The organism is Marinobacterium iners, from assembly GCF_017310015.1.
Lineage (GTDB): Bacteria > Pseudomonadota > Gammaproteobacteria > Pseudomonadales > Balneatricaceae > Marinobacterium > Marinobacterium iners.
In genome coordinates, this window is record NZ_CP022297.1 from 3,209,056 (window position 1) to 3,226,418 (window position 17,363).

Consider the following 17,363-nt stretch of genomic DNA (forward strand, 5'->3'; position numbering starts at 1 on the left):
CCGTTAACAAAGGGATCAAACGGACTCTCCACGACCGAAAAGCACATCCACAAGATCGCGGAAACTGGACGCCTGAAGATTGATTTCGACCGGCACCTGCAAACGACGGGCAATTTCACTGGCAGAAATAATGCCGCAGATCTCCTGTGACTCCGGGTCAACCACCAGCATGTGCATGCTACCTTCATGACGCAGCGTCTTGAGCAGATCGCCGATGGTACCCTGTTGCAGGGCTGAAAATGGCACTCCGCGCAGCTTGTCACGACTGACCATCACGTCCTTGATACTCAGGTCCTCACGCTTGAGGCCCAGGCTGGTAGCTTGGCTGAGCACCTTGCGACTTTCCAGATCGATCACGGTCAGGATGCCGCGGAAAGCCTTGCTGCTGTCGGTGACGATGACCGAACGCACATGCACCTTGCGCATCGCCTGGGTGGCATCACTGATGCTTTCGGTCAGATTCATGGTCAGTGGTGGTGTTTGACGAAAATCGGTCATCACCAGTTGTGCCGGTGAATCCAGGTTGGTGATGGCGTGATCTGCACCTTCAGCAAGGCGGGTGTAGTCCTCAAGACCGATGGTTTTCAGCTCATGGTAGTTCTTCATGTTCTTTTCCTCGCGCTGTACCAGCGCTCCGTTCGGTAATCCAGATCGGCCTCTAGCCGATAGTGTTATGGCTGCCACAAAAGCAGGCGAACGGCGGTGCGCGTGACCGGTAAGAAGCCTCAAAGGTTGATTCCCTTTGATCAGCTATTTCGTCGAGGCAAGGAGCAGGCAGGCTGTCACAGGAGGTGTGTAATGGCTGCGGCAGAAACAAATCGGTGTCAGTCTGGGTGTTATCCAGCAGCAAGTCGGTACTGATGACGGCAAGGCTTTCGTCTCCCGGTTTGGGGACTGCACCGCCCTCAAAACCGTAAAACAGCAATACTGCCAAAAGAAACAGAACAGTCGGCTTTCCGATCGTTCTTGCCGAAGGCATCTCGGCAACATGAAACCAACAGGCAAATTTTGATCGCAACGGATCAACCTCAACAGACAAAGGTGTCAAATTCAGGATAGGCCTGTCAGCTTGAGTGTCAATAGGGTTACCCCTGAATAACACGCCCGCGGTACACCATCAGTGGGGTTCTGGACCCATCCGGCGCTGCCACAGAGTCGGTCGGCTCGTCCTCTTCAACGAGCGGATGTGCAACAGCCGGCGTGTCGCGATACCCCAGGCGTTCCAGCAACTGCTCCGCCTGGTCAGGCAACAGGGTTTCCAGCAGTGGATAGATCAGCTCGGGTGTAAAGGAAAAACGCAGTGGTGCCAGACTGGCCAGCTGAGCCACTGCGTTTTCATTGTGCAGCCCATTATATGCAACACCCAGCAGTTGCCCCTTGGACAGCACAACCTGAGCCGCATGGTTATCTGCACTGACCACAAACAGGGTGCCTGTTGCCCGCAGTTGAACAAGTTCAAAGAGTTGCGCTGTCAGTCCACCGAAATCAGCCGCAAGTGTGCCCATGGTCGCCTCCGTTTATCCATGACCGCTAACTTTACTCGGATACAGAAGGACTCAAGCAAGAAACGGACCAGTCCCACTCGCCGCGTTTTCAGGGCTAGAACAGGTCCGCCGGCCGGAAAATTGCACCTGAATGGTGCAAAGACCTATCCGAATTGGGGCGCGTCGAAGTTTTCCGGCTCGTCAGTATATATACAAACATTCCAGTCTTCGGCCAGACCATCTTCAGCCTTGCAATAACGTTCGAAGAATTCGACGATTTCCTTGCGCTGGCAGTGCGCCTCAAAGCTTTCCATATCGCTCCAGATTTCGTGGAACACAATCGGAAAACTGGTGCCTTCGGCAAAGGGGCTGCTGATTTGACGCGTCACCGTGTACTGCACACAGGCATCTTCACGGTGGGCGTTGGGTTCCAGCATCTGTAATGCGCGAAACAGCTCGGCTTCCTTGCCGGGCCGAGGCTTGAACTGGGCAGTGCAATAAACCAGTGAGGACATGCCGCCTCTCCTTACTTTGGTGTTCAGGGTTGGGAAAAAATACGGTCCAGTTGAGCTGTGTAGGGCCTAACACTCTGCTTGTCTGCCGCCGGTACCTGCGCCAGTGTGCGCGCAATACTCACCGCCTGCTCCATCTGCTGACGCATCTCCGGTGGCACTAGCTGCAGCATTTGCGGATCCATTCCCTGCATCTGCTGTGCCAGCTGCAGGATTTCAGGGCTTTCCGCCTCGGCCTTGATCGCACCGTAAGCGAGCACAACACGGTCACCGGTCAGCGCCCAACTCTCCGCACTGGTAAAGCCATATTGGCGCACAATCCGACCCAGCTCGCTGTAGTCATCAGTTGATTCTCGCTGCAACACTTTTACCCCCCGGGTGTGGGGGTCAAACAGCTCACCGTTGCGCGGCGTGATTTCACGTTCGAGGAAGCTTTGCTTGCCTTCGGCCTGCAGCTTTTCACCCAGCTGCCGCACCGGCCCCAGGCTATCGATATAAGCCTCTATCGCCGCTTCACCCAAACTGTCCGCTTGCACTCCCAACGGGAGTGCAAGCAGGAACATGAACAGAAAACAAGATGAGAAATACGCGCGCATAGGCACCTCTCGGGTGTTAAAAGTGGCAAGGGTTTTGCTGGTTTCAATCGCGGCCCCGTATGATGGCGCGAGTGTAGCAGATCCTGCAGGTGCCACCTATCGAGGTTACGCAGATATAAAAAAACTGTGTAATAATCAAACCGATAGTCACCAACAAATATAACAGGCGGCACCTCAGCCGGGACGGCCGCCCTGACTAGAAGCCCATAGGGGAATAACATGAAGCAGACGTTCGGATCTTTCGGAAAAACCCTGCTGGCGGCAGGTTCACTGCTGGCCGCAGTCTCCAGCGTACAGGCTGAATCTCTGAAAATCGGTATTGCAGGCCCTGTTACCGGCCCCGTTGCCCAGTATGGTGACATGCAAAAGATCGGCGCGATGATGGCGATCCGCCAGATCAATGAGGCCGGTGGCATCAACGGTCAGACGCTTGAAGGCATTATTTACGATGATGCCTGCGACCCCAAACAGGCTGTGGCCGTCGCCAACCGCATCGTCAATGATGATATTCGGCACGTAATCGGCCACCTCTGCTCCAGTTCAACCGAACCGGCCTCGGATATTTACGAGGAAGAGGGCGTATTGATGATCACCGCCGCATCCACTTCTCCCACCATTACCGAAAAGGGATATGAGCTGATTTTCCGCACCATCGGCCTGGACAGTCTTCAGGGCAGCCTGGCGGCGGCGCATATCCGTGATCACGTCAAACCGGAGCGGCTGGCCGTTATTCACGACAAACAGCAGTACGGTGAAGGCCTTGCCACAACCGTTAAGGATCTGCTGGCTGCCGATGGCATCGAAGCCGAGATGTTTGAAGGTGTTACCCCTGGCGACAAGGACTTCTCGGCGCTGATCGCCAAGCTCAAGCGCAACAATATTGATTTCGTTTACTACGGCGGTTACCACCCGGAGTTGGGGCTGATTCTGCGACAGTCCCGTGAAAAGGGCTTTGATGTACCGTTCATGGGTCCTGAGGGGGTAGTGAATTCGGACTTGGCTGCCATTGCAGGCGAGGCGATGGAAGGCGTACTGGCCACCGCCCCGAAAAGCTTTGACCAGAACCCGGAAAATGCCGCGTTGACCGAAGCCTTCAAGGCACGAAATGAAGACCCTTCAGGTCCGTTCGTGTTCCCGGCTTATGCCGCAATACAGGTTATGACCGACGCCATCAAGGCCACTGGCGAAACCGACCCCTATGCGCTGGCAGAATATCTTCGAGCCAACCGCTTTGATACCACCATCGGCGAGATTGGTTTCGACGCAAGGGGGGACCTGACCGAATCCACCTTCATGGTGTACCGCCTCCACGCCGATGGCAGCAAGACCGCTCTCAGCGAATAAACTCCGTCCCGTCTGAGCCCCGTCTACCTGACGGGGCTCGCAGCCTGGAGAATGCAGATGAGTGAAACCGCCCTCTATGTCCTGCAGCAGCTGATCAACGGACTGACCATCGGCTCAACCTACGCTCTGATCGCCATCGGTTACACCATGGTGTACGGCATTATCGGCATGATCAACTTCGCCCACGGCGAGGTCTACATGATCGGCACCTATACCGCTTTCATCACCATCATCGGATTGGTCACCATGGGGGTGGGTTCATTACCGATCATCCTTTTGCTGGCACTGATCACGGCGGTGATTATTTCATCCACCTATGGTTATGCAATCGAGCGGGTGGCCTATCGGCCCCTGCGTGGCGGTCCGCGTCTGATACCTCTGATCACGGCGATTGGCATGTCGATTTTCCTGCAAAACTATATCCGACTGGCCCAGGGTTCACGCGACCTGGCGATGCCCTCGCTGATTTCGGGCGGTATCAGCTTCGGTGATCCGGCCCTGTTTGAGGTGAGCATTTCATGGATGCAGATGATCATCTGGAGTGTGACGCTGGTCTCGATGACGGCACTGGCACTGTTCATTTCGCGCTCACGCCTGGGACGTGCCTGCCGCGCCTGCGCTCAGGATTTGAAGATGACCAATTTGCTCGGGATCGATACCAACCGCATCATCGCGCTTACCTTTGTCATCGGGGCGGCACTGGCGGCTGTAGCTGGCGTACTGCTGGGACTCTATTACGGCACCATCAACCCCTATATCGGCTTCATGGCAGGCCTCAAGGCCTTTACCGCTGCGGTACTGGGGGGTATCGGTTCCATTCCGGGTGCCATGCTCGGCGGCCTTATTCTGGGCGTCACCGAGGCCCTCACGGCTGCCTTTTTCCCGTCCGAGTACAAGGATGTGGTGGCCTTCAGCCTGCTGGTACTCATTCTTCTGTTCCGCCCCACCGGCCTGCTCGGCAAGCCGGAAGTGGAGAAGGTATAGGAGGGAGCCAATATGCAGAGAGCACTTTTCCCGGCACTGTTTTCCGCGCTGGTCACCTTCCTGCTGACCTGTCTGGTGATCGGTGTCAAGCTGGAGCAGGACGGCCCTGAGCTTACCGTAGTCAATGCCGATGCCGCCACCTGGGGCTGGATCGCGTTTGCGGTTGTGGCCGTCTTTCTGGTGCAGCTGTTTCATCAACCCCTGAGTGCCTTGAAACAGCGCCTGCCGACCCCGCACATCAGTGCGCTGCTGCCACGAGAGCAACTACGCAGTAGGCTCACCCCCTGGCTGATTGCACTGGTAGTTCTAGGCCTGTTCATCTGGCCTTTCATGGTGTCTCGCGGTTCGGTGGACCTGGCCACCCTGGCGCTGATCTATGTCATGCTGGGGCTTGGCCTCAATATTGTGGTGGGCTTCGCCGGGCTGCTGGATCTGGGGTATGTGGCCTTCTATGCCGTGGGCGCCTATACCTACGCATTGCTGTCGGAATATTACGGCCTTTCCTTCTGGGCCTGTTTGCCCATTGCCGGGCTGATGGCCGCCACGTTCGGGTGTATTCTAGGCTTTCCGGTACTGCGTCTGCGCGGGGATTATCTTGCCATTGTGACGCTGGGATTCGGTGAAATCATCCGTATTTTGCTGAACAACTGGACCGATGTCACCGGTGGCCCCAATGGCATCAGCGGCATCGAAAAACCTACCCTGTTCGGGCTGGAGTTCAGTCGCCGAGCCGCCGAAGGCAGCCAGACGTTCCATGAATTTTTCGGCATCGATTATGACAGCAGCCACCGAGTGGTTTTTCTGTACCTGGTTGCACTGCTGCTGGTGTTGTTCACCATCTATGTGATCAATCGGGTGCAGCGCATGCCGATCGGGCGCGCCTGGGAAGCGCTGCGCGAAGACGAAATAGCCTGTCGTTCGCTGGGCTTGAATCCGACCGTGATCAAGCTGTCGGCCTTCACCATGGGCGCCTCCTTTGCCGGCTTTGCGGGCTGCTTCTTTGCCGCTCGGCAGGGCTTTATCAGCCCCGAGTCATTCACGTTCATCGAATCAGCCATCATTCTGGCCATTGTGGTGCTGGGTGGAATGGGCTCACAGCTGGGCGTCATTCTGGCCGCCATTGCCATGACCATTTTGCCGGAGCTGGCGCGTGAATTTCAGGAATACCGCATGTTGATGTTTGGTGGCGTGATGGTCCTGATGATGCTGTGGCGCCCGCAGGGCCTGTTGCCGATGAAACGCCCCCAGCTGGAGCTTAAAACCTCATGACCAATCTGCTGGAAGTCTCGGGCCTGATGATGCGTTTTGGCGGCCTGCTGGCGGTAGATAACGTCAGCCTTACCGTCAAGCCTCGTCAGGTACACTCAATCATCGGCCCCAACGGGGCCGGCAAAACCACTGTGTTCAACTGCATCAGTGGTTTCTACCGCCCCAGCGGCGGCCAGATCCTGTTTCGCGATCAGCCGATTGAACGGCTTACAGGCCATCGCATCTCGCGGCTTGGCCTGGTTCGCACCTTTCAGCATGTGCGTCTGTTCAACAGCATGACCGTGATTGAAAATCTGCTGGTCGCCCAGCATCGTCACCTCAACACCAACTATTTTGCAGGTCTGCTCAACACGCCGCGTTACCGCAAGCGGCACACCGAAGCGATGGCGCAGGCCGTGTTCTGGCTGGAACAGGTGGGGCTGCTGGCATTCGCCAACCGCGAAGCGGGCTATCTCTCCTACGGGCAACAGCGTCGACTGGAGATCGCCCGCTGCATGGTGACACGTCCAAGCCTGTTGATGCTGGACGAGCCGGCCGCAGGTCTCAACCCGAAGGAGACCTCTGAACTGGACCAGCTGATCCTGCGTCTGCGAGACGAGCACGACATTTCGGTTCTATTGATCGAGCATGACATGGGACTTGTCATGGGGATCTCCGACCATATTACGGTGATCAATCAGGGCGCACCTCTGGCCGACGGCACTCCACTTGAAGTGCGTGAAAATCCGGATGTAATTAAGGCCTATCTGGGAGAGAGCTGATGCTGAAACTGGACAAGGTCTGTACCTACTACGGCAAGATCCAGGCACTGCACGATGTCACGCTGGAAGTGAACCGTGGTGAAATCCTGACTCTGATCGGCGCCAACGGTGCCGGCAAAACAACCCTGATGATGACCATCTGTGGTGACCCCCGTGCCCAGAGCGGCCAGATCACTTTTGACGGTAAACCCATAGAGCAGCTCAAGACTTCCGACATCATGCGCAAGGGGCTGGCCGTGGTACCGGAAGGACGTCGCATTTTTCCGGGCATGACCGTGGAAGAGAACCTGTTTATGGGCAGTTTCTTTCGCTCGCGCACCGAGGCTCAGGCCCAGCTGGACCATGTGCTCGAGCTGTTCCCACGCCTCAAGGAGCGTTTCAACCAGCGCGGCGGCACCATGTCCGGGGGTGAACAGCAGATGCTGGCCATTGGCCGTGCATTAATGAGCAAGCCCCGTCTGCTGCTGCTTGATGAACCTTCACTGGGTCTGGCGCCGCTGATTATTCAGCAAATTTTCGGCATCATCGAAAAACTGCGGGATGAGGGCGTCACCATTTTTCTGGTGGAGCAGAACGCTCATCAGGCTTTGAAGATTGCAGACCGGGGCTATGTACTGGAAAATGGCCGCATTGTGATGAGCGGTACCGGTAATGCCCTGCTCAATGATGACAGCGTTCGCAAGGCTTACCTCGGCGGTTAACGGACAGGACTGATGCGCTTACTGATGATCTCGCTGCTGGCACTCTTCGCCAGCCTCACATTGCTGATTGTCGGCAACTCCTTCCTGATCACCCTGCTCGGGTTGCGCTTCAGTCTGCTCGGTATTGATGCTTCCACCATCGGTATGGTGATGGTGTGCTATTCGGCCGGGTTTGTGGTGGGTTCACTGTATGCGGACAGAGTCGTACGCCGCGTGGGCCATATTCGTGCCTTTGCCGTATTTGCAGCCCTGGCTGCCATGGCGGCGCTGATCTATCCGCTGACTTACAATGTCTGGTATTGGGGCATTCTGCGCGGTATTGGCGGGCTCACCATCGCGGCGCTGTTTATCACCATCGAAAGCTGGTTCAGTGCGGTGGCCACCAACGCCAACCGCTCCAAAATCTTCTCCATGTACCAGATTGCGGCCTACTCGGCTGCCGCTGGCGGCCAGCTGCTGATTGGTAACGGCAACCCGATCAACTACGCCCTGTTTACCCTGTCGGCACTGTTTATCATTGCCGGCATCATCCCGCTGTCTCTGTCTCGCATGCATTCGCCCGAGATCAGCGAAACCACACAGAAAATGTCACTGTTACAACTGCTTCGGCTGGCACCACTGGGTGTTGTTGCCGCTTTTACTGGAGGCATTTTCCTCGGTTCCTTCTACTCACTGGTACCGCTGTTCGCCAGCCTGACAGGCCTTGAAAACAACCAGATATCAATCTACATGTTTGCCTCCATTCTCGCGGCCATGCTCTGTGCCTGGCCCATTGGCTGGATCTGTGACCGGGTGCAGCGCAGCTATGTGCTGCTGGTGATCTGCGTGCTGGCAGGCCTCGCCAGCGCCGCCAACGCGCTCACCGTCAATGACCCCTTCACTTGGCGCCTGATCGCACTCTGCGTGCTGATGGGGCTGGCCTCTACGGTGTACTCAATCGCCGTGGCGATCACCAATGATATGATGGACAGCTCCCAGATTATTGCCGCCAGCTCAGGCCTGTTGCTCAGTTATGGCCTTGGCAGTGTACTGGGACCGCTGGTCAGCTCAGCGCTGATGGAACGGTTTGGCCCCGAGGCCCTGTTCCATACGCTCGCCGTTGCCCTGGTCAGCATGGCAGTGTTTACCCTTTATCGGCAGTATCGTGTACCGCCCATGCCGGTAGATGCACAGGAACACTTCATTCCAGCCATCCCGGATGTACATGTCATTCCCGAGATCGACCCGCGTAATGAAGAGTTCGTGGACACACCGATCGAAGAGCTGTTCCGGGAGGAACCGACATCGCCTGAAGTCGAAAGCGGTGACGAAGGCGAACTCATGGCCAAGCCTGAGCCACCTGTGGCGGAAAGTGAAAGCACAGATTCCACAGAAGCAGAGAGGCCTCACCCTCAGACCGATGAGGACTCACCCCGCAACGGCAACTGAAAGGCTTCGGCGCAGCCGAACCCGTTACTGATGGATGAACGGTAATCCCAGCGCTCCAGTTGCAGCTGCCGGCGCATAGGTTGCCACTCAATCAGGTTGAACGAGTTTGGCTTGCCGTCACGGACCCGCCGCGAAATCGCAGTCCCGGCCTGAGCGGTCCAACACTCTGAGTGAACCCCGGGGTAACGCCGTTCAAGGGGAGCACAAAAGGGATAGTGGATATGGCCGCCCAGATACAACACCATCCCGGCGTCACTCCACTGCCGTACCGCTGCTTCCGCGCCCTCGGCGACATTGCGTTCATCACTTGCCAGCACTCGGTCAACGGGATGGTGCCCCATCACGATTTTAAGTGATGCCGAGCTGCACCTGAGACGTTGTGCCACACGCTCAATCGTTTCCAGCTGGAAGCAGCCGTCCACGTGTCGGTCAGGTCGCGTCGTGTTGACCCCAATGACCAGCAGATCTGCATCTGTATACTCAGGCGCCAGATTGGAGCCAAAGCTTGATCGAAAGTGGGCATAAGGGGTCCAGAATCGCTGCCAGAGATTAAACAGTGGAATATCATGGTTGCCCGGGACCGCCAATACAGGCACAGCGGGCAACTGCGCCAGAAAAGACTCGCAACGTCGAAACTGCCCCCGCCGCGCTCGCTGCGTGATATCGCCACTGAGCAGCACAAGATCAGGCTGCAGGTTGCATATAGTGGCGATCAGTGCCTCGATCACCTCAGGCCGCTCAGTACCAAAATGCAGATCCGACAGTTGAATCAGCCGCATCGCCTGCCTCCTGTGGGTACCAGACACCGGTAGGCATCATGTCGGGTTTCCAATACCAGCGGAGAACGACAGCGGTGCAGCTCACCATCCACCGCGACGGTCAGTCTGCGCCTTCGGGTCGAGACCCGCAGGCATTCGGTCAGAAAACAGTCGAGTTCTTCCAGTCGCTTAAGCTCACCTCTAAGACTTGCCCACAGGTATCGGCACAGCGCCAGCGGACTGTCCGAGCGCATTACAAACACGAGCATCTTGCCATATTTCAGAGCCTCTACCTCAGGCAGATCAAAGCTCTCAAGCTGAGTCGGGCTGACACTGGCCAGTAACATGGGCGCGGTTTCGACATGTTGCTTTCCGTCATGCTCAAGGCTGAGCCTTCGCCCCCGTGCGCGCGTCAGGAACACCCAGATTCCACTGAGCAATGAGACCAGACGATTGCGGCCGGTCACCGCACTAACCTGCTCTCGCGCCGCAATGATTCGAGGGTAGACGCCGATGCTGGCACTGACGCAGAAAGGGATGTCATTGATAAAGGACAGCGGGCAATGCTGCTCCCGCCCATGCAGCAGAACATCGAGTGCGGCCTCGGTATCGACCGGGATGTTTCGGTCACGCGCAAAGAAATTGAATGTCCCGCAGGGAATCACACCGAGCGTCACATCACTGCCTGCCAATGCAGAGACTGCTGCATTGAGTGTTCCATCGCCACCGGCAACAACCAATATGGCCCCCGTTTCAATACAACCCCGGACCTGCTGTTGCAGTTGCGGCAGCAGCGCTGTCTTGGGCCTCAGCCGTTGCAGGGACTGAAGGCAGTTTTCGGGAATCCGGCGCCGAATCAGCTGCTCCAGATCAGCGTCAGCCTGGTCACCCGCCCGGGTATTGATACAGATCCGAAACTGACGCCTGGCATCTCCACTCATCAACAACTCCTGGTACTCAAGGACCGCCCTGCACCCTGAAGCTCTGGATGTCAGGCGCTGTTGGCACCAGCTTAACTGAATGCCTGTCGTTACGACCAGTCTCCGCGAAGGTTTAGCCGCGACGGTTGAGCCCTGCCGGCTTGACCACTTACATACAATGGTGGATGATAAATGGCTATCAGCGAGGACCCTCTCATGCAGCCTGTCTGTTGCGCACCCACCATCATGCGACGCGTCGAAGCCTTTGGTATCTCGCCAAAGGTGCGATACCGTGCTGTGCTGACGAGCCCTGATCTTTCCTGATCCCATTGAACCAAGGCCGCAGCTGTTTCTGCGGCCTCTGTCGCTGAAACCGCGGTCTAATGACACGGAGCGGTTATGTCATCGGTCCCCATTGCCTATCTAGCCGTGGTCCTGATCTGGTCCACGACACCACTGACCATTGCCTGGAGCAGTGAAAGCGTTGACCCGGTCATGGCCGGCTGGGTCAGAATGTTGATCGCCTCTTTGCTCGGACTGGGTTTGCTACGGCTGTTGCGAATTCCACTGCCGCTGCACCGCGAGGCACAGACTACTTATGCCTGCGCCTCTCTTGGCGTATTCGGAGCCATGTGCTGCACCTATATCGCGTCGCGCTACGTGCCTTCCGGGCTGATTTCGATCATGTTCGGCCTGGCACCGATTCTGTCAGCCATTCTCGGACAGTGGATACTTAAGGAGCCTGCTTTGCGGGCATATCGCTGGATCGCCTGTACACTCGCCTTTGCCGGGCTGGGTGTAATCTTTACCAATGAGTTGGCACTGGGAGGGGACAGCCTGCCGGGCCTTCTGCTGCTGTTTCTGGCCGTCTTGCTGTTCAGTCTGAGCGCAGTGCTGGTCAAGCGCACCGGCACCCAGACTCACCCCCTGGCACATACCGTAGGCGCCCTGCTCTGGTCGCTGCCCGGTTTTGGCCTGACCTGGTGGCTGCTCGGCGGTGAACCGCTGGTGATAGATCCGGACAGTCGTTCGTTCTGGGCTATCCTGTATCTGGCAGTTTTCGGCTCACTGGTCGGCTTTGTCAGCTACTTCCATGTCTTGCGCCATTTGCCGCCCAGCACGGTGGCGCTGGTCACGCTGATCACCCCAATCTTCGCCCTGCTGCTTGGACACCTGCTGAATGACGAGCCCCTGACCGCAAGCCTGTGGCAAGGTTGTCTGCTCGTGGTTGCCGGGCTGGCTCTGTTCTTTTGGGGCCACCGATTACCATTGCGCCGGCCTGCCTGAGGAGACTCTTGATGAAAATCCTGACGCTGATTCGTCATGCAAAATCCAGCTGGGCCGACCCTGCCCTGGCCGATTTCGAGCGCCCACTGAACCACCGGGGACAGCGCGACCTGCCGGGGCTGGTGCAGCGCATGCAGCGGCAGGGCCCCAGACCCGACCAGCTGCACTACAGTCCAGCCTTGCGGACGCGCCTGACGGCAGAGCCATTGAAGGACGCCTTCAACCTGCACGATGACGAAATCCTGTGCAGTCCGACCCTATATGAAGCCGATGCATTCACCCTGCTGGACGTGCTGCAAAGGCTGCCGGACCCCGTCAACCACACCATACTGGTGGGGCACAATCCGGGGCTGCTGGAGCTGGTACAACAACTCTGCCCCGAGGCACCCGAGCGCCTGCCGACCGGGGCCATCATTCAGCTGCAGTTGATGATCAGCCACTGGTCCGCACTGCAGTGCGGGTGTGCCCGTAAGCTCTGGCTCGACTATCCAGAGCTGCACCGTTCCGCCAGAAAATAATGCCCTGATCCGCTAAAATCAGCCCCCTTGATACATTCAGATGGAGAGTGGTTTTGAACCTCTACCTCGAAACACTGGGTTATACCGCCAATATTGTTGCACCGATCTTCTTCATCCTGTTTCTGGGCTACCTCCTGCGTCGCCTGCAACTGATTGATGATGCTTTCGTTGCTACCGGCTCCAAACTGGTATTCGTGATTACCCTGCCCGCACTGGTATTTATGTCCATTGCACGCATGGACTTCCATGCCGTATTCAATCCACAACAGCTGGGCTATGTACTGGTCACCATTCTGCTCTCTTTTGGCCTGATCTGGTGGCTGGCTGCACGTTGGATCAAGGCGCCCGAAGATCTGGGCGTATTCATTCAGGGCTCCTTTCGCAGCAACTACGGCATCATCGGCCTTGCCGTCAGCTTCAACCTGTTTGGTCAGGATGGACTGGCTCAGGCTTCGCTGCTGCTGGCGCTGGTAATCCCACTGTTCAATGTGCTCTCCATCATTTGCCTGAGCATTCCCATGCAACGCAGCGAAGCGATGCGCCTGAGCGATACCCTGCTGGAGATTCTGAAAAACCCGTTGATTCTGGCTGTGCTGCTGGCCCTTCCGGTATCCTGGTTTGGATTGCAGCTGCCCGAGGTTGTGGCCCGAACCGGCAACTACTTTGCCAACCTGACCCTGCCTCTGGCCCTGCTCACCATTGGCGCTTCACTCAACCTGAAAAGTCTGCACGACACCTCATCGCAGGCATTCTGGGCAACCGCACTGAAACTGGTTATTCTGCCGCTGGTGCTGACACTGGGAGCCTGGCTGTACGGCTTTGAGGGGCAAGAGCTGGCAATCATGATGGTGCTGTTTGGCTGCCCCACCGCTGCCGCCAGTTTTGTCATGGCCCGCGCGATGGGCGGCAATGCTCAGCTGGCCGCCAATATCGTACTGACAACCACACTGGGGTCGGTGCTGACACTCAGCGGAGGAATCTATCTGCTGCGCCTGCTGGGCGTGATCTGAGGCGGACACAAAGGGGTAAAAGTGGATATGCTGAAATCACTGTTTACATCTCACTATGACAAGCTCGCCGCCGCCATAGTGAAGGGCGATGAAGAGCGCACTGTCAGACTGCTGGGCAAGCTCTCGGCAGACGCGCTGCAGCAGGTTGATAACGATGGCCGACCGCTGCTGGAACTGGCCATACGGTCACGCCAGCCGCGCATTCTGCAGCTGCTGCTTCAGCGTACTCCCGCACCACTGCCAAAGGCATCCTGCGGCACACCATTGACCGTATTGGCACTGCGGCAGACTGAAACGAGTCTTCACCTGCTGTCGGCACTGCTCAGAGCCGGAGCCGACAGCAACCTTATCCATACCGGTCGTCCCCTGCTGCATCACTGTATCGAGCATTGTCGAGATGCTGAGCTGATGCTGCACCTGAGCCGGCTGCTGGAACACGGTGCTGACATCAACCAGCCTGACGATACCGGCACCACATTGTTGCTTCGGCTGTTACCCACAGGCAACCTGCCATTGCTGCAGTTTCTGCTGCAGTCCGGTGCCAAGTGCGAGCCTCAATGGCTGGAAAGCATGGAAGACCCGGCGCTGCTCTCTCAGCTGCGCCGGACTCTGGATGACATCAAGATTCGGAACATGATGCTGGGCCGCTAAGGCCTCAGGCGGCGGGGGCTACCACCCCCAAACGGGGAATCTCAATTGCAGGGCAGCGGTCCATGATCACCTCAAGCCCCGCTGTTTCGGCACGTTCAGCCGCATCTTCGTTGATCACACCCAGCTGCATCCAGACCGCTGGGGCACCAATTTCGATCGCCTCGTCCACAACGTAACCGGCATCCACCGAGTTGCGGAAAATATCGACCAAATCCACCTTGCCCTCAATCTCAGAGAGCTTCGACACAACCTTCTGCCCCATCAGTTCCTGTCCAGCCAGCGCCGGGTTGACCGGAATCACCTCATAGCCACTGGCCAGCAGATAGGACATCACCTGGTAACTGGCACGGTGGGATTTGGCACTGGCACCCACCAGCGCAATACGATGGCTGCGTTCGAGCAGTGTTTTAATCTTGTTATCCTGCATCACGCGTTTTCCTTTTACAGACTGGACATTCAGGGTCAGGACGCAGCCTGAGGCTGCGCCATTGCATACGTTTTCCATCCAACAGCAGCAACCTGCCGGTCAGAGGCTCACCAATACCGGCCAGCAGTTTGAGCGCTTCCATCGCCTGCATGCTGCCGATCACGCCCACCAGCGGAGGGAACACGCCGGACTCGCTGCAGGTAAGTGACGCTTCATCACCCTCTTCATACAGGCAGCGATAGCAAGGCGACTCGGCATCACGCGGATCATAGGCACTGATCTGGCCATCAAAGCGGATTGCAGCACCGGACACCAGCGGCACGCCGGCGGCAAAGCAGGCACTGTTGAGCGCAAAACGGGTGGCAAAGTTATCGCTGCAATCCAGTACCAGATCCACTTCACGCACCTGACGCTCCAGCGCTTCACCCTGCAACCGCTGATCCACTGCCGTAATCCGGACAGACGGATTGATCGCTTTCAGGCTGGCCTCGGCCGAGCTGACCTTGGCTTCACCGCAGGCCGCTTCGGCATGAATAATCTGACGCTGCAGGTTGGTCAAATCTACTCGATCATCATCCACCAGCACCAGTTCACCCACACCCGCCGCGGCCAGATAGGCAGCCGCCGGGCCACCCAGCCCTCCGAGACCCACGATCAGAATGCGCGCGGCCTGCCAGGCATCCTGACCGGCAATATCCACCTCCGGCAGCATGATACTGCGACTGTAACGCAGCAGCTGATCATCACTGAGCATTGTCACCTCGCAGGACTGTATCACCGGGCCAGCAGCCACCACTGACACGATCATTGCCACCGTAGTCGCGGGCACTGAACACCTGCGCATACCCCAGCTGCTGCAGCAGCCGGCGTACGGCCTGCGCCTGATCGTAGCCATGTTCCAGCAGCAGCCACCCTTGCGGGCTCAGGTACTGGCGGACAGCTGTCGCGATCTGTTCGATATCGGCCATTCCCTTGCGTTCGGCAGTCAGGGCGCTCAAAGGTTCAAAGCGTACGTCACCCTGTTGCAGATGCGGATCATCCGGATCGATATAGGGTGGATTACTGACGATCATGTCAAACCTGCCGTCCAGCGGTTCGCACCAGCTGCCCTGGCGAACCTCAACATTAGCCAGTTCATATTCGGCCGCATTGATCTGGGCCAGCTTAACGGCATCCGGCTGCAGGTCGGTGGCCACCAGCTGCCATTCGGGTCGCTCACTGGCCAGCGCCAGTGCCAGTGCACCGGTTCCCGTACCCAGGTCTGCAACCCGGGCAGGGCCGGTATCCAGCCGCAGCAGCGCCTGTTCTACAAGTACTTCGGTATCCGGGCGTGGAATAAGGGTCGCAGGACTGACCCGCAGACGCAGGGTCCAGAAGTCACGGTAGCCCAGCAGATGCGCCACCGGCTCACCGGCCCTGCGCCGCTCAAGCAATGCCAGAAAGGCCTGCTGCTGATCAGAAGTGAGGCATTCTTCCGGCCAGGTAAACAGCCAGCTGCGCGGTTGTTGCAGCACGTCGCACAGCAGTAATTCGACATCCAGGCGCGCACTGTCGCTGACCGCTTCAAGATCGGCCGCACGTGCCAGCGCAGCCGCAACTGTCAGGCATTTATTCACCGGACAAGGCACCCAACTGCTCGGCCTGATACTCGTTGCGCAGCGGCTGGATTACCTGATCCAGGTCTCCAGCCATCACTTCATTCAGGCGGTAGATCGTCAGATTGATACGGTGGTCGGTGAGACGTCCCTGCGGAAAATTGTAGGTACGGATACGTTCGGAGCGATCCCCCGAACCGACCAGACTTTTTCGGGTGCTGGCCTGTGCCGCCTGTTGCTTGTCCAGTTCCGCCTGCTTCAGGCGTGATGCCAGCAGCCCCATCGCCTTGGCGCGGTTCTTGTGCTGTGAGCGCTCCTCCTGACACTCCACCACAAGCCCGGTGGGCAGATGGGTAATGCGGATTGCGGAGTCGGTTTTGTTGATATGCTGGCCGCCAGCACCCGAGGCACGGAAGGTATCCACACGCAAATCGGCCTTGTTTATCTCGATCTCGGCGGATTCGTCCAGCTCCGGCATGATCGCAACGGTACAGGCCGAGGTGTGGATGCGCCCCTGCGATTCGGTCTCGGGGACACGCTGCACGCGGTGGGCACCAGACTCAAACTTCAGCTGAGCATAGACATCCTGACCGACCACTCGGCTGATGATCTCCTTGTAACCGCCGTGCTCACCCTCGTTGGCACTGATTACCTCGACCCGCCATCCCTGACGCTCGGCGTAACGGGAGTACATGCGAAACAGATCGCCGGAAAAAATTGCGGCTTCATCACCGCCGGTACCGGCGCGAACTTCCAGGAAGACGTTGCGGTGATCATCGGGATCCTTCGGCAGCAGCAGAATCTGCAGCTCGGCTTCCAGCTGTTCGATACGCTCGCGGGCCGACTCGATCTCTTCGCGCGCCATCTCACGCATCTCGGCATCGTCTTCCTGCAGCATCTGTTCGGCGGAGGACTGGTCCTCTACCGCCTGCTGCCAGCGTGAAAAACTCTGGGCCACCGGCTCCAGTTCGGAATATTCGCGGGAGTAGTCTCGGAAACGGGCCTGATCGGCGATCACTTCAGCATCGCTGAGCAGCGCAGCCAGCTCCTCAAAACGCTCGCAAAGGGACTCAAGCCGGTGTTGTATGGAGGCTTTCATCGTGACGCAGACTCCTGTT

At 57.7% G+C, this 17,363-nt stretch carries 21 protein-coding genes; 10 read left to right on the forward strand and 11 right to left on the reverse strand.

The annotated features are described in order from the left end of the window. Positions 1–15: 15 nt before the first annotated feature. From CFI10_RS15420 to CFI10_RS15440, 5 genes are all read right to left on the reverse strand, one after another. Complete coding sequence (locus CFI10_RS15420; RefSeq protein WP_206836075.1) at positions 16–606, reverse strand: CBS domain-containing protein; 591 nt, start codon at positions 604–606, stop codon at positions 16–18. Positions 607–658: 52 nt separating this feature from the next. Next, positions 659–1,039 (reverse strand): hypothetical protein, encoded by a 381-nt coding sequence (locus tag CFI10_RS15425; RefSeq protein WP_206836078.1) that lies wholly within the window; start codon positions 1,037–1,039, stop codon positions 659–661. 46 nt (positions 1,040–1,085) lie between these two features. Further along, positions 1,086–1,505, reverse strand: a complete 420-nt coding sequence (locus tag CFI10_RS15430; RefSeq protein ID WP_206836080.1) for a hypothetical protein — start codon at positions 1,503–1,505, stop codon at positions 1,086–1,088. A 143-nt stretch (positions 1,506–1,648) separates the two neighbouring features. After that, positions 1,649–1,999 carry a putative quinol monooxygenase gene (locus tag CFI10_RS15435; RefSeq protein ID WP_206836082.1) on the reverse strand — a complete coding sequence of 117 codons (351 nt, stop codon included), beginning with the start codon at positions 1,997–1,999 and terminating at the stop codon, positions 1,649–1,651. A gap of 23 nt (positions 2,000–2,022) precedes the next feature. Continuing rightward, positions 2,023–2,592, reverse strand: coding sequence for a hypothetical protein (locus tag CFI10_RS15440; protein ID WP_206836084.1), 570 nt, complete (start codon positions 2,590–2,592; stop codon positions 2,023–2,025). Between the two features lie 219 nt (positions 2,593–2,811). Here CFI10_RS15440 and CFI10_RS15445 point away from each other — a divergent pair, with 219 nt between their 5' ends. From CFI10_RS15445 to CFI10_RS15470, 6 genes are read left to right on the forward strand one after another with little or no spacing between them, the layout of a single operon-like run. Continuing rightward, on the forward strand, positions 2,812–3,936 hold the full coding sequence (locus tag CFI10_RS15445) for a high-affinity branched-chain amino acid ABC transporter substrate-binding protein (protein WP_091827274.1): 1,125 nt from the start codon (positions 2,812–2,814) through the stop codon (positions 3,934–3,936). Positions 3,937–3,993: 57 nt separating this feature from the next. Further along, positions 3,994–4,920 (forward strand): high-affinity branched-chain amino acid ABC transporter permease LivH, encoded by a 927-nt coding sequence (livH, locus tag CFI10_RS15450; protein WP_091827273.1) that lies wholly within the window; start codon positions 3,994–3,996, stop codon positions 4,918–4,920. A gap of 12 nt (positions 4,921–4,932) precedes the next feature. Continuing rightward, entirely contained in the window at positions 4,933–6,189 is a 1,257-nt protein-coding gene (locus CFI10_RS15455; RefSeq protein WP_091827272.1) for a high-affinity branched-chain amino acid ABC transporter permease LivM, read from the forward strand. Beyond that, positions 6,186–6,950 (forward strand): high-affinity branched-chain amino acid ABC transporter ATP-binding protein LivG, encoded by a 765-nt coding sequence (gene livG, locus CFI10_RS15460; RefSeq protein WP_206836087.1) that lies wholly within the window; start codon positions 6,186–6,188, stop codon positions 6,948–6,950. Before CFI10_RS15455 ends, livG begins: the two co-directional genes overlap by 4 nt. Then, positions 6,950–7,651: an ABC transporter ATP-binding protein gene (locus CFI10_RS15465; protein WP_206836089.1), complete on the forward strand. Its 702-nt coding sequence runs from the start codon at positions 6,950–6,952 to the stop codon at positions 7,649–7,651. The genes livG and CFI10_RS15465 overlap by 1 nt, the downstream gene beginning before the upstream one ends. Positions 7,652–7,663: 12 nt before the next feature. Next, positions 7,664–9,079, forward strand: a complete 1,416-nt coding sequence (locus CFI10_RS15470; protein WP_206836093.1) for an MFS transporter — start codon at positions 7,664–7,666, stop codon at positions 9,077–9,079. On the opposite strand, the gene CFI10_RS15475 is transcribed toward CFI10_RS15470, so the two are convergent. Together CFI10_RS15475 and CFI10_RS15480 are read right to left on the reverse strand one after the other, a co-directional pair. Then, complete coding sequence (locus CFI10_RS15475) at positions 9,043–9,858, reverse strand: metallophosphoesterase family protein (protein WP_206836098.1); 816 nt, start codon at positions 9,856–9,858, stop codon at positions 9,043–9,045. The genes CFI10_RS15470 and CFI10_RS15475 overlap by 37 nt on opposite strands. Beyond that, entirely contained in the window at positions 9,849–10,778 is a 930-nt protein-coding gene (locus tag CFI10_RS15480) for a diacylglycerol/lipid kinase family protein (protein ID WP_206836104.1), read from the reverse strand. The genes CFI10_RS15475 and CFI10_RS15480 overlap by 10 nt, the downstream gene beginning before the upstream one ends. Positions 10,779–11,156: 378 nt before the next feature. On the opposite strand from CFI10_RS15480, the gene CFI10_RS15485 reads away from it, so the two are divergent. From CFI10_RS15485 to CFI10_RS15500, 4 genes are read left to right on the forward strand one after another with little or no spacing between them, the layout of a single operon-like run. After that, positions 11,157–12,044 carry a DMT family transporter gene (locus tag CFI10_RS15485; RefSeq protein WP_206836107.1) on the forward strand — a complete coding sequence of 296 codons (888 nt, stop codon included), beginning with the start codon at positions 11,157–11,159 and terminating at the stop codon, positions 12,042–12,044. 11 nt (positions 12,045–12,055) lie between these two features. Continuing rightward, positions 12,056–12,562, forward strand: a complete 507-nt coding sequence (locus tag CFI10_RS15490; protein WP_206836110.1) for a SixA phosphatase family protein — start codon at positions 12,056–12,058, stop codon at positions 12,560–12,562. A 47-nt stretch (positions 12,563–12,609) separates the two neighbouring features. Next, positions 12,610–13,572 carry an AEC family transporter gene (locus tag CFI10_RS15495; RefSeq protein WP_242530018.1) on the forward strand — a complete coding sequence of 321 codons (963 nt, stop codon included), beginning with the start codon at positions 12,610–12,612 and terminating at the stop codon, positions 13,570–13,572. 27 nt (positions 13,573–13,599) lie between these two features. Next, positions 13,600–14,223 carry an ankyrin repeat domain-containing protein gene (locus CFI10_RS15500; protein WP_206836116.1) on the forward strand — a complete coding sequence of 208 codons (624 nt, stop codon included), beginning with the start codon at positions 13,600–13,602 and terminating at the stop codon, positions 14,221–14,223. Between the two features lie 4 nt (positions 14,224–14,227). Here the strand turns inward: CFI10_RS15500 and CFI10_RS15505 are convergent, their stop codons facing one another. From CFI10_RS15505 to prfA, 4 genes are read right to left on the reverse strand one after another with little or no spacing between them, the layout of a single operon-like run. Then, positions 14,228–14,650: a CoA-binding protein gene (locus CFI10_RS15505; RefSeq protein ID WP_091827262.1), complete on the reverse strand. Its 423-nt coding sequence runs from the start codon at positions 14,648–14,650 to the stop codon at positions 14,228–14,230. Continuing rightward, the gene (moeB, locus tag CFI10_RS15510) at positions 14,640–15,404 is read right to left on the reverse strand and encodes a molybdopterin-synthase adenylyltransferase MoeB (RefSeq protein ID WP_206836119.1); all 765 of its coding nucleotides are present in this window, start codon (positions 15,402–15,404) and stop codon (positions 14,640–14,642) included. The genes CFI10_RS15505 and moeB overlap by 11 nt, the downstream gene beginning before the upstream one ends. Then, entirely contained in the window at positions 15,394–16,266 is an 873-nt protein-coding gene (gene prmC / locus CFI10_RS15515; protein WP_277987730.1) for a peptide chain release factor N(5)-glutamine methyltransferase, read from the reverse strand. Before prmC ends, moeB begins: the two co-directional genes overlap by 11 nt. Next, positions 16,259–17,344: a peptide chain release factor 1 gene (gene prfA / locus CFI10_RS15520; RefSeq protein WP_206836122.1), complete on the reverse strand. Its 1,086-nt coding sequence runs from the start codon at positions 17,342–17,344 to the stop codon at positions 16,259–16,261. The genes prmC and prfA overlap by 8 nt, the downstream gene beginning before the upstream one ends. Positions 17,345–17,363: the final 19 nt, after the last annotated feature.